Here is a 14,418-nt window from a genome sequence, read left to right as displayed (position 1 = left end):
TGGGTGGATCGTTGCAATTGCGTCGCGTCCCGTTTAACGCCCGCCTCATGTCGAACCCAAATCCCACTGACCGCGAACTCGTTGCCGAGCTCGAATCGCTCCTCACCGTCAGCCGGATGGCCGATGGCTGGTATCTTGGCCAGCGCAAGGCCGGCGGGGTCGGGCGCGTCTTTGGCGGACAGGTGATTGCGCAGGCGCTGGCCGCGGCGCAGGATACGGTGGAGCCGGAACGGATCGCCCACTCTCTCCATGCCTATTTCATGCGTCCCGGGGATGAGGATTACGAGATCACCTATCGTGTCGAACGCGATTTCGACGGCGGCAGTTTTTCGACGCGGCGGATCATCGCGTTGCAGCAGGATCGGCCCATCTTGAACATGGCGGCATCGTTCCAGAAACTTGAAGAAGGCTTCCATCATCAGGAACCCATGCCCGATGTGCCGCCGCCCGAGGAGTTGAAGGACGAGGTGCAATTGCGCGCCGAATATGCTGACCGTATCCCCGAAAAAGGCCGCGACCATTTCCTGCGGGACCGCGCCTTTGAAAGCCGTCCCGTCGATCCGCGTGACTGGCTGGGCGGCGACAAGCGCGAACCGGCGCGTCAGGATATCTGGTTTCGCCTGCGCGCCCCTACGGTTAACGATGCCGCAATGCACCGCGCCATGCTGGCTTATCAAAGTGACAGCTGGTTGCTCGGCACTTCGACATTGGCACATGGCGTGACATGGCTGACCCCTGGCTTCCAATCGGCAAGCCTTGACCATGCCGTTTGGCTGCACGGCGATTTCCGCGTCGATGATTGGCTTTTGTACAGCTGTGACAGCCCTTGGTCAGGCCGCGGCCGTGGTTTCAACCGCGGATCAATCTACACCCGCGACGGCCGCCTTGTCGCCACCTGCGCGCAGGAAGGCCTGATCCGCATGCGCACGCCGAAATAAGCACAGACAGCCCCTGTTTAAGGCGCAGGGATATCGTCCGGTAGATCGATATCTTGCAATGTCGCTACCTCGGCCATGATACTGATCGTATCAGCCAACATCCCACGCGCACCCTGATCGCCGGACAGGCCGGTCAATTGCGGCCAATCACTTCGCGCAAATATGGCTGGGGGCATATTGGCCATGCCATTGCTGGAACAATGTGATTTGCCGCTATTGGCAAAGCCTTTCACCAAAGCAGTCAGATGTTGGCCGCTGACATAGGGCATGTCGGCAAGTGCAACCAATATGCCGTCCCAGTCGCTATCTGCCAGTGCCTTTACCCCCAGCGCCAATGAACCGGCCTGTCCAGCCGATGGATCAGGGTTAATGACAAGCCGGAAACCCAGCTGTGACAGTGCCGGATTCAATAGGGTGTTGCGTGTGTTTCCGACCGCCACCATTGCGCCGAATCCCATCGCGGCCAGATTCTCTGCGGCGTGCAGGCCAAGCATTTTGCCATTGAGAGCTACCTCCAGCTTGTTTCCGCCAAAGCGCCGGCTTTCGCCCGCCGCGAGCAGGATGCAGGAGAGCCTAGCGCAGTCCGGCATTGAAGGCGCGGATCATGCCGCCGGTGATTGACAGGGCGATTTCGGACGCGCTGATCGAGTTGATAGCCACCCCTGCCGGGCCTTCGATACGGGAAAGCGCGATCTCATCAAGGCCTGCGGCACGCAGCCGTTCAAGCCGCGCGGCGTGCGACGCCTTTGATCCCAGCGCACCGATATAGGCAGCGGGGGAGGCCAGCGCTGCGATCAGCGCAGGGTCGTCAATCTTGATGTCATGGCTCAGGGTGACAACGGCACTGCGATGATCGGGGCGCAAGGCGACAATCGCCTCATCCGGCCAGCGATCATCAAGGCGGACAGAAGGAAACCGCTCTTCGGTAAGGAAGCGTGTCCGCGGATCGATCACTGTCACATCGATGTCGATCTGCGCCGCGATTGCCGACAGCGCGACGGCAATATCGACCGCCCCGACAATCAGCAGCCGGCGACTGGGGTGGTAGGGATTTTCGAAGAAGGTCTCGCTGCTTTCAGCGCTGATCCGGCTTGAGCCTTTTTGAAGGTCGGTGCTGACGGTCACCACCTCGCCGGCATTGCGGGCGTTGGCTATGCTGTCGAACAATTCGGCTGGAAAGCCGCTGCCCGAAACCGGCTGGACCAGTATGACAATATCACCGCCGCAGGGCAGCCCGGCTTCCCATGCGGAATCATTGGCAACGCCATAGCGGCGCATCTCGTGCCGGCCCGATGCGATCACCTGCGCGGCAATCGCCAGAACGTCGCTTTCAACGCAGCCACCCGATACCGAACCCACGAAGCGGCCATCGCCATGGACCAGCATGTGTGTGCCGACCGGGCAGGGCGCCGAACGCCAGGTTTCGATCACGGTGGCAATGGCCATCGGGGACCTTGCCCAGCGATGTGCCGCCGCAAGGATATGGCGATGATCTGCTGCGCCCTTAGTCATTGCCCCACCTTGTTGCATGGTAAGGGCAGTAGCAAAGCGGACAATCGGTTGCTACAGACAACCTAATCGAAATCTTGAGGAGCATGGGCATGGCGACCAGCCTGACGGTTAATGGCAAAGCGGTTAGCGTGGAGGCGGAGCCTGATACGCCCTTGCTCTGGGTCTTGCGTGAAGATGTCGGCCTTACCGGCACCAAATTCGGCTGCGGCGTTGCCGCCTGTGGCGCGTGCAGCGTCCATATTGACGGTGAACTGACGCGATCCTGCAGTATCGCGCTCGCCGATGTCGCCGGAAAATCCGTCACCACAATCGAGGGGCTGAAATCGACTGATGGTATGTTGCACAAGGTGCAGCAGGCCTGGATTGATGCGCAGGTGCCGCAATGCGGTTACTGCCAGTCGGGCCAGATCATGGCGGCGGTGGCGCTGATCGCCAAGGTCGGTAGCCCAAGTGATGCGCAGATTGACGAGGCGATGACCAATATCTGCCGCTGCGGCACCTATCCCCGCATTCGCGCGGCTATCCATGCCGCCACCGGCAAGGCCGCGAGCGCGGTGAAGGGAGACGCATGATGGCCGACAATGCCAACCCCAATATCGATGAAGCAACTGCTCTTCCCAAAAAGAAGAAGGGCGTGAAGCGTCGCGCTTTCCTGATCGGCGGGCTTGCTGTGGTCGGCGGCGGTGTCTTCGCCCTGCAATATGGCGATTATGCCGCGGCGCGCGATGCGCTTGCGATGACCAAGGGCGGGAAGAGCGGATCCTTCACCGGCTGGCTGAAGATCGGCGAGGATGACCGTATCACCGTATATAGCCCGCATATCGACATGGGCACCGGCAACGGCACCGCGCTGGCGCAGATGGTCGCCGACGAACTTGATGCCGATTGGGACAGTATCAGTGTTGAACATGCGCCGGCGGACAATGCCTTTGCCAATGCCTGGCTTGCCAAGGGTTTTGTCAAGGACATAGCCGGTGTGTCATTGCCCGGCTCGATTGCCTCGCTGATGTCGCGCAACATGGTGAACCAGATTACCGGTGGATCGTCTGCGGTGCGCTTTACCGGACAGATCGGCATGCGCACGCTGGGTGCCGCTGCGCGCGAGGCGCTGGTTACCGAGGCGGCGGAGCGGTTGAAAGTGCCTGCAGGCGAATTGACAACCGCCAAGGGCATTGTGACCCATGTCAAAAGCGGCCGCTCGCTGCGCTATGGTGAACTTGCCATAGCCGCATCGCAGCGCAGCCTTTCAAGCGAACCCAAACTGAAAGCGCCGAAGGATTTTGTTCTGATCGGAAAACCGGTGCTGCGGTTCGACATTCCGGCCAAGGTTGACGGCAGTGCGATCTACGGCATCGATGTGCAGCTTCCCGATATGCGTGTCGCCGCGGTGATGGCGGCCCCCGTACGTGGCGGAAAGCTAGAAAGCGTCGATCCCGCCCCTGCCATGGCGGTTAAGGGTGTCGAAAAGGTCGTGCAGATGGACAATGCCGTTGCCGTCGTCGCCAAGGGCTATTGGCCCGCGCTGAAGGGGCTGCAGGCATTATCGCCGAAATTCTCGGACGGCGGCCATGCCGCCGTTTCGAGCGCGGCGATCGCGGCCGAACAGGACCGTCTAGTGAAGGAGGCTGCTCTGTCGGTCGACGCAAGCGGCGGCAAGTTGGTCGAAGCCGGTTATCGCGCGCCCTATCTCCATCATATGATGATGGAGCCCTTTGCGATGACCGCGCACCGTAAGGGTGACAGCCTCGAAGTGTGGGGCGGCATGCAGGACCCGCTGGCTACGCGCAAAGCACTCGCCGACGCGGCAGGTCTTGATTTCGACAATGTCACCCTGAACACCACGCTTCTGGGGGGCGGCTTTGGCCGAAAATTGCCCGGCGCGGGTACGGATATTGTGCCACAGGTCGTCAAGCTGGCGATGGAATCGCCTTGGCCGGTCAAACTGATCTGGCCGCGTGAGGAGGAAGTGAAGCAGGGCACCTATCGCCCCGCATCGACGATCGCTTTCAAGGCCGCACTCGATGCGGACGGCAAGGTTTCCGCTTGGTCGGCAGCCTTCGCCCAAGCGGCAGGTGGCGAATCCGGGATGAAGCTGATCTACGACATTCCCTCGGTTGAGGTCGAACATGTTGAGCATTCGACCAACATCATCACTGCGGCCTGGCGATCAGTCGAGGCATCGCAGCATGGCTTTTTCCAGGAAGCTTTCATGGACGAACTGGCTCACGCGGCAGGGGCGGATCCTCTGGAGTTTCGCAAGAGCCATCTGGCTGTCGGATCACGCGCCGCCCGTGTGCTTGATGCGGCGGCAAAGGCGTCGGGTTGGGGAACGCCGTTGCCGACCGGCAGGGGCCGCGGCATTGCTGTCGTCGAAAGTTTCGGCACGGTCTGTGCGCATGTGATCGAGGCGTCGGTGAAGGAAGACGGCAACCCGAAGGTGCACAAGGTTTGGGCTGCGGTCGATTGCGGGCAGGTGGTGAATAGCAACAACGCCGAAGCCCAGGTTGCCGGTGGGATCGTTATGGGCCTGTCTGCGGCGATCGGTGAAGAGATCACAATCGACAAGGGCGCGGTCGTGCAATCCAGCTTCCCGGATTACCCGATTATGCAAATGGCTGATGCGCCTGAAATTTTCGTCGAATTTCTGCAAAGCGAAGCGCCAATCGGCGGGCTTGGCGAACCCGGCCTGCCGCCCGCTGCGCCTGCGCTGGCCAATGCACTGTTTGCGGCCACCGGAAAACGCATCCGCAACATGCCGTTCCGCACGCAGGCCGTGGCCTGATTGCACCTGCTGACTGGCCGGGGCCGGGTCGATACCGGCCCCTTGGCTTTTGCACCGCATGATGACCGGCTTTGCCGTGCTGCCGCACTTTCGGGTTGAACGGCGGCGTTCTGTGCGTAAGGGAAGGCCCAAATTCAGCAGGGATTTGCACCATGACCGTCACCATCCGGGAAAATGACATCATCGAAAGCGTCGCCGACGCGCTCCAATATATCTCCTACTTCCATCCAATGGATTATATTCGCGCGCTGGGGGACGCCTATGAAAAGGAGCAAGGCCCGGCCGCCAAGGATGCGATCGCCCAGATCCTGACCAACAGCCGCATGTGCGCAGAGGGGCATCGCCCGATCTGCCAGGATACCGGCATCGTCACCGTGATCGTCAAATGGGGCCAGCAATGCATGCTGGACTCGCACCGCTCGCTGCAAGAGGTGATCGACGAAGGCGTTCGCCGCGCATACCTTCACCCCGAAAACAAGCTGCGCGCCTCGATATTGGCGGACCCTGCCTTCACCCGCGTTAACACCCGCGACAACACGCCGTCGGTCGTCCATCTCGAAATGGTACCGGGCGACAAGGTGAGCTTCGATGTTGCGGCCAAGGGCGGAGGCAGCGAAAACAAGACCAAGTTCAAGATGATGAACCCTTCGGACAGCATCGTCGATTGGGTGCTGGAAATGGTTCCACAAATGGGTGCCGGCTGGTGCCCGCCGGGAATGCTGGGCATCGGCATCGGCGGCACGGCTGAAAAGGCGATGGTGCTTGCCAAGGAAAGCCTTATGGGTGCGATCGATATGGCGCAATTGAAGGCGCGCGGGCCCCAGAATGATATCGAGGCTCTACGCATCGAGATTTTCGACAAGGTCAATGCGCTCGGCATCGGTGCGCAGGGGCTGGGCGGGCTGGCGACGATACTTGACGTCAAGATCATGGATTATCCTACCCATGCCGCGTCAAAGCCCGTTGCGATGATCCCCAATTGTGCGGCCACGCGCCATGCGCATTTCACGCTGAAAGGTGCCGGCCCTGTCTATCTTGAGCCACCCAAGCTGGACGAATGGCCGAAGGTCGAATGGGCGCCCGATAGCGCCGCCAAGCGCGTCCATCTCGACACGCTGACCGCCGCCGATGTGCAGGGCTGGAAGGCGGGTGACCGCCTGCTGCTCAATGGCAAGATGCTTACCGGCCGCGACGCTGCGCACAAACGCATCGCCGATATGCTAGCCAAGGGCGAGGAGCTGCCTGTCAGCTTCAAAGGCCGGATGATCTATTATGTCGGCCCGGTCGATCCGGTGGGTGAGGAAATTGTCGGCCCCGCCGGCCCCACAACCGCGACGCGCATGGACAAGTTCATGGACATGATGCTCGAACAGGGGCTTTTGGGCTGCGTCGGCAAGGCCGAACGCGGACCCGCCGCCACACAGGCAATTGCCAAGCACAAGAGCGCCTATCTGATGGCCGTGGGCGGTGCCGCCTATCTGGTCGCCCGCGCGATTAAGGGCAGCAAGGTCGTTGGCTTTGAAGACCTCGGCATGGAGGCGATCTATGAATTTGAGGTCAGTGACTTCCCTGTGACCGTCGCGGTCGATTCCAGCGGCGAAAATGTCCACACTACCGCACCCTTGGTGTGGAAGAAGAAGATTGCCGAGGAGGGTTTGCTCGAGCCAGCTGAATGATCTGGCTTCCCGCAACTCTGCTTGCTGCGCTGTTTCAGGCTTGGCGAACAGCTGTACAGCAACGGGTGCGTGCAGAGCTTTCGGTCAACGCGGCGGGGCTGGTACGTTATCTTTACGGGCTCCCTGTCGGGCTGGTTTTGCTTGGCCTGTATCTTGTTTGGCGTAATCCTGAGATGCCAGCCATTCACCTCCCATTCCTCGCCTTTTGCGCTGCGGCCGGTTTTGCGCAAATCATCGGTACCAACCTTTTGCTGATGGCATTTGGCTATCGCAACTATGTCGCCGGCACTGCATTCGCGAAGACTGAGGCGATACAGGGGGCATTGATCGCTTTCTTACTACTTGGAGAGACGCTTAGCTGGCTTACGACCTGCGGAATTGCGGTCAGTGTTGCGGGTGTGATGATCGTTGCTGCCGGTGGACAGAGGCTGCGTCCGTCCGACATGATCCAGCCTGCCGCTTTGTGCGGTCTTGGAGCGGGATTGGGTTTCACCATGACCTCGATTTTTGTCAAATCCGCTTCGCTGGAACTTGCCACGTCAGACAAACTGCTCGCGGCGCTTTTGGCATTGGTTGTGGTTCAGGCTTGGCAGACGCTCATGCAGGGCAGTTATGTCGTCTGGCGGGAGAAGGAACAACTGCCGCGCGTGATCGCGACTTGGCGAACCTCGGGGCAAGTCGGGCTGCTTGCGGCATTGGGCTCGGCCTGCTGGTTCACGGGTTTTGCCACTGCGCCTGTTGCCTTGGTACGCGCGGTCGGCCAGATCGAAGTGATTCTCACGCTCGGGTTCAGCCGATTTTACCTGAACGAGGGTCGCAAACCGGGAGAGGTTCTCGGGCTGCTTCTGGTCGGCGTGGGTGTTGCCCTTGCGCTGATTGGCGGTCTTTAGCCCGCGACAAAATCCAGCAGCGCCGCTTCGTAGCGATCGATGCCGACCCGTTCGGCCAATTTGGCGTCGAGCCAGCCTTTTTCGGCAAGGGTCACTTCCGCTGCGGCGTTTGCTTCACCTTCGATGTCGCGGCCGGGCGCTTCGGGGCGAAAGATTTCGGCAAAGCCCGCTTGCAGGTCCAACTGCGCCATCCGCCCAAAGAAGCGGCCGATGGATGGGCTGGTGTTGCGCATGAAACCTTCCAGTTGCTGCGCCCGATCACGGGTTAGGGGCGCATAAGCGGCAAAGCTTTGCAGATGGTTGGCAACGCCCTGCACGAACAGTTTTTGCCATTCAGGGGCGTTTTCGCTATCGAGACAAGCATCCTTGATGCGGAACAGCATGTCGGCCTCTTCGCGTGACACATGCAGCGGAGCGATGCCGCCTGATGCGAATACCAGCCGGCGCAGCAATGCGGCTTCGGCGGCGGTTACGCTGTTCGGTGTGCTATCGCCGTCGCGGGTTGGGCCTTCGCCGCTTATGATGTTTCGTTCGATCTGCTCTAGTGTGTAGAATTTAAGGACATTGGGCAGTTCGACCGCGCGTTCCGAAAGCCGCACCAGCAGCTCCATCTCGGCGGCACTTTCGACCCGGCCGTCGCTATCGACGCCCTCAATCACCCACAGTGCGTCCTTTTCGCTAATATAGCCTTTGGGATCGGTGCCGTTGATCACATAATCACACAGCGCTTCGGTGAAGAATGCGATCCATTCCGGATCTTTGGATTGCGCACCGGAATTCAGCTCGAACAGGGCCTGCGCATCGCTTTGCGACAAGATGCCGTCGCCCCATACCCATTGACGCAGCGAAAGCGTGTCGCGCGCGGTGATGGCGCCACCGGCGCGGATGGCAGATGCAAATTGGTCAAATTGAAAGGTCATGGCAATCCCCTGGGCGTTTGCCCAGAAAGACTAGCCATAAGCGGTTAACTGGAGGTTACGCCCGAAGGGCGATTGCCGCTTATTGCGGCGGCGGTCCACCTGCACCGGCGCCGCCCTGCTGCATCGCGTTCTGCTGTGCCTGCATGGCCGCTTCAAACTGTTCGCGCGAAACGAAATCAGTCAGTTCGACATCAAAGATCAGCATGCTTCCCCCCGGAATGGCAATTGCGCCCGTCTTGGGATCGGGAATGTCGCTTGCGCCATAGCCGATCTCGCTGGGGATCCAGATTTTGTATTTGCCGCCCTTTTGCATCAGTTTCAGCGCTTCGGTGAAGCCGGGAATGCCTCCCGAGACCGGGAACGGCCCCGATGCCGGTTCCTGGAAAATGGTGCCGTCGCGAAGCGTACCGGTGATGGAGATCATCGCGACATCATTGTCGGTCGGCGGTGCGCCCTCGCCGCCACGGATCGTCTGGATCTGCAGGCCCGACTTGGTGACGGTGATGCCATCTTGGCCGGCATTGTCCTTCAGAAACTGTGCGTCGCTGCTATATTCCGAACGGATATCAGCTGTGCCCCACCAGGCAAGTCCGCCGCCTGCCAGCGCCAGCGCCGCAATGCCGACCCAAAATTTGGGGATCGAACCTTTTTTGATCGGCTGGATGGGGACAGTGGTGACGGACATATGTTGTTCCTTGTTATGTTCGGATCGGGGCAGGGGCGGCCCCTAAACAGATGCGGCTCTCTTAACGGCTTTGCGGACAAAAAAAAGAGCGCCCGAACGGACGCCCTGTTTTTTGATCGTTTCAAACCGGATTACCGGTTGCCGTCACGCTCTGCAGCCTTACGCTCCATCTTGCGAGCGCGGCGGATTGCAGCGGCCTTTTCGCGGGCGCGCTTTTCCGACGGCTTTTCGTAATGACGACGCATCTTCATCTCGCGGTAGACGCCTTCACGCTGCAACTTCTTCTTCAGGGCACGCAGCGCCTGGTCCACATTATTTTCGCGAACGATAATCTGCATAAAAAATCCACACTCCGAACTTTTGCCGCAATCGAATCGGCTTGCAGGCAAAAAAACCCGCAGAAAGACTGCAAAAAACAAAAATCGCCGCGCAACAAAGGCGGCGAACCGAGGGGGCCTTTATACCTGCATGGCAGGAATGACAAGAGCGAATGCCGCTTTCCTGCGGGTTGTAAGCAAAAAGCAGCCCGTGCGCAAAGCCTGTATCGAAACTGGACCTAGACGAAAAGCTGGTTTAGCGACGCAAGGCGATGACCAAGCTAACCGTCAACGACCGCCCCGTCGAATATCGCATGGATCCGCAGACGCCTTTGCTGTGGGCGTTGCGAGATGCCTCGAACCTTACCGGTACGAAATTCGGCTGCGGGCAGGGCGATTGCGGGGCGTGCATTGTCGATATTGATGGTGAAGCGCTGCGATCCTGCCTTGTCACGCTGGCAGAGGCCGAGGGCCGCTTTGTTACCACGATCGAAAAGCTCTCGGTTGATCGCAGTCACCCGCTCCAACAGGCCTTTGTCGCGGCGGGCGCGGTGCAATGCGGTTTCTGCACCCCCGGCATGATCATGGCGGCGGCGGTGTTGTTGAAGAAAAACGCCAACCCTACTGATGCCGAAATCGACGCGGCAGTAACCAATATCTGCCGTTGTGGCGTCTATCCCCGGTTACGCGATGCGATCCAGCGTGCGGCACGGGTGATGCGGGGCGAAGCGCGGATTTCGGCCGCACCGCCGCCAGGGATCAATTCCGAAGATGCGGCAGCCGCCGTTCCTGCACTGCGGGCCTTGAAGGACTGACCGGGCTCAGGCCAGCGCAAGCATCGCAGTCAGCGCCCCCAGGCCCACCGACAGATGGACGCGCAGGCGCAGCCATCCCGCCGGCAGTGCGATCGAACGGGCCAATGCAAGGTCGATCAGTGGCGATAGCAGCAGTGCTGCGGCAATGATCCAAAGTGATGGATCAGGCCATTGCCAGCCCCATGTCCAAGGCAGATAAGTGACGAGCGCGATCAGGCTCGGCGCGACCGCCGCGGCAAACAGCCATTTGGGCGGATTGGGCGATGCAATGCCTAGCCCCCACCAGGCCCCGCCGAGAAAGCTGAAGATCAGTGCGGCATAGCCATAGCCGCCCGCCATTGCGATCCAGCGCAGGCTGCCATCGTCAAGCTGCATCAGTACCGCGAATAGCTGGGGCAACAGCCCGGCATAGCCAAACCATTTGGCGGAATCGGACACGGTGCGCGAATTTGTGGTCATGGCTGATGCTTAGACGTGTGCCTGCACGGCCCCAACACGACCTTATGCCTGTAGTGCAGCAGCGCCGTCCGGTTCCTAGTGGGAATAGCAATGGCCAAGACGCTCATCCTCATTCTCGGCGATCAATTGACCCCGAAGATCGCGTCGATGCAGGGCGCAGACCCTTCGGACTGTGTCATACTCATGGCCGAAGTGATGGCTGAGGCCGGCTATGTGCCGCACCATCAAAAGAAAATCGCCTTCCTCTTTTCGGCAATGCGCCATTTCGCCGACGAATTGCGCGACCTGGGGTGGGTGGTCGATTATGTGACGCTTGACGATCCGGCCAATGCAGGTTCCTTGTCGGGTGAGGTGTTGCGGGCGGCCCAGCGTCATGGGGCAATCCGGTTGCGCGTTACCGAAGCGGGCGAGTGGCGGGTGCTGGACGAATTACGCGCGCTTGACGCCGTGCTTGATCTCGAAATCCTGCCCGACAGCCGCTTTGTTGCCAGCCATGCAGAGTTTGATGCCTGGGCAGAGGGGCGCAAGGCGCTGCGCATGGAATATTTCTACCGGGATATGCGGCGCAAAACCGGGCTGCTGATGGATGGCGAGGAGCCAACGGGCGGGCAGTGGAATTTTGATCATGACAATCGCAAACCTGCCAGCCGCGATCTATTGATGCCGCGCCCGCTGCGTTTTGCGCCGGATGCTATAACGGAGGCGGTGCTCGATCTTGTCGAGGCGCGCTTCGCTGGAAATTTTGGTACGCTGCGTCCCTTCTGGTTTGCAACGCGGCGCGCCGATGCCGAGGCGGCGTTTGACCATTTCTTGAAGACTGCATTGCCGCGCTTTGGCGATTATCAGGATGCGATGCTCGCCAATGAGCGGTTTCTTTACCATGCTGTTGTCGCGCTTTATCTCAATTGTGGGCTTCTCGATCCGCTCGCCATGGCGCGCGCGGCCGAGGAGGAATATCGCGCCGGTCGTGCGCCGTTAAACGCGGTAGAGGGCTTTATCCGCCAGATTATCGGCTGGCGCGAATATGTGCGTGGCATCTATTGGCGCGAAGGGCCTGATTATGTGCGCCGCAACGCGCTTGGTGCCACCCGCCCGCTGCCCTCCTTTTACTGGACGGGCGAAACCGACATGGCCTGCATCCGTGGCTGCGTCGAACAGACGCGTGATGAAGCCTATGCCCACCATATCCAGCGTCTGATGGTCACCGGTAATTTCGCGATGCTCGCAGGGGTCGACCCCTTTGCGGTGCATGAGTGGTATCTTGCCGTCTATGCCGACGCCTATGAATGGGTGGAGGCGCCCAATACGGTGGGGATGAGCCAGTTTGCCGATGGCGGCCTGCTGGCGTCCAAACCTTATGCCGCAAGCGGTGCATATATTGACCGCATGTCCGATTATTGCGGCGGCTGCAGATATGAGGTGAAAGCCAAGGCTGGAACATCGGCTTGCCCGTTCAACTATCTCTATTGGGATTTCGTCGCCCGGCATCGCGACCGACTGAAAGGCAACCCCCGCATGGCGCAGATGGTGCGCAACTATGATCGTTTCGCCGAACCCCGCAAGGCAGAGATTGCGGGCGATGCGGCGCGCTTCCTTGGCACGCTGGATGGGGGCATATGAATCGGTTGACGGTCTGGTTTGATGGCGGATGCCCGCTTTGCCGGCGTGAAATTGCGCTTATGCGGCGGCTCGACCGGCTGGGACGGATCGATTTTGTCGATGTGGCGGATGGCGATACCGCCTGTCCGACTGATCGTGAGGCCCTGCTTGCCCGTTTCCATGCCCTCGAAAATGAGCGGTTGCTGGATGGCGCCGCTGCCTTTGCCGCGATGTGGCGTGCGATCCCACTTTTGCGGCCGCTCGGGCTGCTTGCGCGCATCCCGTTCATTCTCTGGCTGCTTGAACGCGCTTATCGGGGCTTCCTGAAAATCCGGCCGAAATTGCAAAGGTGGGCTGCATGACCGACGATCGCTATCGCAAGGTTCCTTCGGCACGGCTGTCGCGGCTGGCGTCCTTCGGGCAGATGGCAGGCGGGATTGCCGGGGGCGTGTTGGCCGAGGGCGTGCGCAAGGTGGCCAGCGGTGAACGCCCGCGCCTCTCGGATCTTTTGCTCACGCCCGCAAATGCAACCCGCGTTGCCGATCAACTGTCGCGGCTGCGCGGGGCGGCGATGAAATTGGGGCAGATGATCTCGATGGATGCAGGCGACCTGTTGCCTGCGGAACTCACGGCAATCCTTGCAAAGCTCCGGGATTCTGCGCACTTCATGCCGCCGCAGCAATTGGACAAGGTGCTTACCGCGCAATGGGGGCCGGGCTGGCGCCGCCGTTTTCGCCATTTCGAGGCACGGCCGATTGCGGCTGCCTCGATCGGGCAAGTGCACCGCGCCACATTGCCCGACGGCCAACTTGTTGCGGTGAAGGTGCAATATCCCGGTATCGCGGCCAGCATCGATGCTGATGTCGATAATGTCGCCAGCCTGCTGCGGGTTTCCGGCCTGCTGCCCGCCAGCCTCGATATTGCCCCGCTGCTGTCCGAGGCGAAGCGGCAACTCAATGAAGAGGCAGACTATCTGCGCGAGGCGGAGCAGATGCGCCGTTATCGCGATCTGCTGTCGCAGCAGCCGGAATTTGTCGTGCCCGCGCCGCATGAAGCATTTTCGGGCGAACGCGTGCTCACCATGGATTTCATCGAGGGCCGGTCAATCGAAACGCTGGAGATCGAGACGCAGGAAGTGCGCGATCGTGCAATGGGTCTGATGCTCGACCTTGTGCTGCGCGAATTGTTCGAGTTTGGCTATATGCAGACCGATCCCAATTTTGCCAATTATCGCTGGCAGTCCGAAAGTGGGCGGATCGTGTTGCTCGATTTCGGCGCGGCCCGCGCGGTGCCGGCTGATACCGTCGCTGCCTATCGCCGGTTGATGCAGGCGGGTCTGGGCGAGGACAAGGCGGCGCTGCGGGCGGCGCTTCTCGATATAGGTTTCGTCGCGCCAGTCACTCTCGAACGGCATGGCGCAGCCCTTGATGCGATGATCGATATTTTGATGCAGCATCTGGGCAAGCCCGGGCTGTTCGATTTCGCCGATCGCAGTTTTGTTGAACAGGTGCGCCGTCATGCTGAAACGATCGTCGCCGACCGGGCGGCCTGGCATGTGCCGCCTGCCGATACGCTGTTCGTCCAACGCAAGGTCAGTGGTACCGCCTTGCTTGCGGTGCGGATGCAGGCCCGGCTGCCGCTGCGCGACATGGTGGCTGCGCGTATCTAGCCTTGGGTATTGCGCCCCTTGCCGGACCGGCAGCGGTCGGAGCAATATTTCACACTGTCCCAATCCCGTTCCCACTTCTTGCGCCAGGCAAAGGGCAGGCCGCAGGCAAGGCAGGTCTTGGTGGGCAGGTCGGATTTCTTGCGCATCTTTGGCATA

Annotated in this window: 16 protein-coding genes; 9 read left to right on the top strand and 7 right to left on the bottom strand. The window is 60.4% G+C overall.

The window, feature by feature from the left end; genetic code table 11:
- The first annotated feature begins 47 nt into the window (after positions 1-47).
- A complete protein-coding gene (locus tag RSE16_00545) occupies positions 48-938 on the top strand; it encodes an acyl-CoA thioesterase II (protein ID WRH77380.1) in 891 nt (296 codons plus the stop codon).
- Positions 939-955: 17 nt separating this feature from the next.
- Here the strand turns inward: RSE16_00545 and RSE16_00540 are convergent, their stop codons facing one another.
- Positions 956-1,528 carry a nucleotidyltransferase family protein gene (locus tag RSE16_00540; GenBank protein WRH76000.1) on the bottom strand — a complete coding sequence of 191 codons (573 nt, stop codon included), beginning with the start codon at positions 1,526-1,528 and terminating at the stop codon, positions 956-958.
- The gene (locus RSE16_00535; GenBank protein ID WRH75999.1) at positions 1,512-2,450 is read right to left on the bottom strand and encodes an XdhC family protein; all 939 of its coding nucleotides are present in this window, start codon (positions 2,448-2,450) and stop codon (positions 1,512-1,514) included. Before RSE16_00535 ends, RSE16_00540 begins: the two co-directional genes overlap by 17 nt.
- Before the next feature lie 89 nt (positions 2,451-2,539).
- Here RSE16_00535 and RSE16_00530 point away from each other — a divergent pair, with 89 nt between their 5' ends.
- From RSE16_00530 to RSE16_00515, 4 genes are all read left to right on the top strand, one after another.
- Positions 2,540-3,022 carry a (2Fe-2S)-binding protein gene (locus RSE16_00530; protein WRH75998.1) on the top strand — a complete coding sequence of 161 codons (483 nt, stop codon included), beginning with the start codon at positions 2,540-2,542 and terminating at the stop codon, positions 3,020-3,022.
- Entirely contained in the window at positions 3,019-5,232 is a 2,214-nt protein-coding gene (locus tag RSE16_00525) for a molybdopterin cofactor-binding domain-containing protein (GenBank protein ID WRH75997.1), read from the top strand. The genes RSE16_00530 and RSE16_00525 overlap by 4 nt, the downstream gene beginning before the upstream one ends.
- A 152-nt stretch (positions 5,233-5,384) precedes the next feature.
- Positions 5,385-6,908: a fumarate hydratase gene (locus RSE16_00520; protein WRH75996.1), complete on the top strand. Its 1,524-nt coding sequence runs from the start codon at positions 5,385-5,387 to the stop codon at positions 6,906-6,908.
- Positions 6,905-7,798 (top strand): EamA family transporter, encoded by an 894-nt coding sequence (locus RSE16_00515; GenBank protein ID WRH75995.1) that lies wholly within the window; start codon positions 6,905-6,907, stop codon positions 7,796-7,798. The genes RSE16_00520 and RSE16_00515 overlap by 4 nt, the downstream gene beginning before the upstream one ends.
- On the opposite strand, the gene RSE16_00510 is transcribed toward RSE16_00515, so the two are convergent.
- The 3 genes from RSE16_00510 to rpsU all read right to left on the bottom strand — a co-directional run bounded on the left by RSE16_00510 (position 7,795) and on the right by rpsU (position 9,741).
- Positions 7,795-8,718: a hypothetical protein gene (locus tag RSE16_00510; GenBank protein ID WRH75994.1), complete on the bottom strand. Its 924-nt coding sequence runs from the start codon at positions 8,716-8,718 to the stop codon at positions 7,795-7,797. The genes RSE16_00515 and RSE16_00510 overlap by 4 nt on opposite strands.
- A gap of 79 nt (positions 8,719-8,797) precedes the next feature.
- Positions 8,798-9,403: an FKBP-type peptidyl-prolyl cis-trans isomerase gene (locus RSE16_00505; GenBank protein ID WRH75993.1), complete on the bottom strand. Its 606-nt coding sequence runs from the start codon at positions 9,401-9,403 to the stop codon at positions 8,798-8,800.
- A gap of 131 nt (positions 9,404-9,534) precedes the next feature.
- Complete coding sequence (rpsU, locus tag RSE16_00500; protein ID WRH75992.1) at positions 9,535-9,741, bottom strand: 30S ribosomal protein S21; 207 nt, start codon at positions 9,739-9,741, stop codon at positions 9,535-9,537.
- Positions 9,742-9,992: 251 nt separating this feature from the next.
- Between rpsU and RSE16_00495 the strand changes: the two genes are divergently transcribed.
- Positions 9,993-10,535 carry a (2Fe-2S)-binding protein gene (locus tag RSE16_00495; protein ID WRH75991.1) on the top strand — a complete coding sequence of 181 codons (543 nt, stop codon included), beginning with the start codon at positions 9,993-9,995 and terminating at the stop codon, positions 10,533-10,535.
- Between the two features lie 6 nt (positions 10,536-10,541).
- On the opposite strand, the gene RSE16_00490 is transcribed toward RSE16_00495, so the two are convergent.
- Positions 10,542-10,994: a DUF3429 domain-containing protein gene (locus RSE16_00490; protein WRH75990.1), complete on the bottom strand. Its 453-nt coding sequence runs from the start codon at positions 10,992-10,994 to the stop codon at positions 10,542-10,544.
- A 90-nt stretch (positions 10,995-11,084) separates the two neighbouring features.
- On the opposite strand from RSE16_00490, the gene RSE16_00485 reads away from it, so the two are divergent.
- Genes RSE16_00485 through RSE16_00475 form a run of 3 tightly spaced genes read left to right on the top strand, consistent with a single transcriptional unit; the run spans position 11,085 to position 14,262 of the window.
- Positions 11,085-12,614 carry a cryptochrome/photolyase family protein gene (locus RSE16_00485; protein WRH75989.1) on the top strand — a complete coding sequence of 510 codons (1,530 nt, stop codon included), beginning with the start codon at positions 11,085-11,087 and terminating at the stop codon, positions 12,612-12,614.
- Complete coding sequence (locus RSE16_00480) at positions 12,611-12,955, top strand: DUF393 domain-containing protein (protein WRH75988.1); 345 nt, start codon at positions 12,611-12,613, stop codon at positions 12,953-12,955. The genes RSE16_00485 and RSE16_00480 overlap by 4 nt, the downstream gene beginning before the upstream one ends.
- Positions 12,952-14,262, top strand: coding sequence for an AarF/ABC1/UbiB kinase family protein (locus tag RSE16_00475; protein ID WRH75987.1), 1,311 nt, complete (start codon positions 12,952-12,954; stop codon positions 14,260-14,262). Before RSE16_00480 ends, RSE16_00475 begins: the two co-directional genes overlap by 4 nt.
- Here the strand turns inward: RSE16_00475 and RSE16_00470 are convergent.
- Positions 14,259-14,417: a DUF2256 domain-containing protein gene (locus RSE16_00470; protein ID WRH75986.1), complete on the bottom strand. Its 159-nt coding sequence runs from the start codon at positions 14,415-14,417 to the stop codon at positions 14,259-14,261. The two genes, RSE16_00475 and RSE16_00470, sit on opposite strands and share 4 nt — an antisense overlap.
- Between the last annotated feature and the right edge of the window lies 1 nt (position 14,418).

The organism is Sphingobium sp., from assembly GCA_035196065.1.
GTDB classification, from domain to species: Bacteria; Pseudomonadota; Alphaproteobacteria; order Sphingomonadales; family Sphingomonadaceae; genus Sphingorhabdus_B; species Sphingorhabdus_B rara.
This window is presented reverse-complemented; position numbering and strand designations above follow the sequence as displayed.